Annotated in this window: 1 protein-coding gene; it reads right to left on the reverse strand. The window is 59.7% G+C overall.

Annotated elements, in window-relative coordinates; all coding sequences use genetic code 11:
- The coding region (locus NE591_RS12500) for a solute carrier family 23 protein (protein WP_305145249.1) at nt 1-434 on the reverse strand (434 nt) is incomplete at both ends.

Consider the following 434-nt stretch of genomic DNA (forward strand, 5'->3'; position numbering starts at 1 on the left):
TGGAGGTCAAAGCCGGGCCGCCCAGGAAGCCGGAAGCCACCGTGCCAAGGCCGTTGCCGAGCAGCGAAGAGGAGAGGTACTTGTTGAAGTCCTCGCCGGAAAGATTGGTCACCGTCATCAGGTGGCCGATATGCTCGACTACGAGCACCAACGCAATGGGAGCGATAACGAGCAGGGCATTCACTCTAAACGTGGGCAGCGTCACTTCGGGAAGGCCGATCCAAGCTGCCTCGTTGATAGCGGTAAAGTCCACCATACCCAGGGGAATGGCCACGATATAACCCACCACGATGCCGATGAGCACGGGCACCATCTTAAGGCAGCCGCGACCCCAGGAAGATGCCACCACGGCCGAGAGGAACGTGATGAATCCGACAATGCAGCCCATCGTGTCGAAGGTCTCCGACGCACCGCCGTCGAACATCACGGAGTTG

Source organism: Adlercreutzia sp. DFI.6.23, assembly GCF_024462535.1.
GTDB lineage: Bacteria > Actinomycetota > Coriobacteriia > Coriobacteriales > Eggerthellaceae > Adlercreutzia > Adlercreutzia rubneri.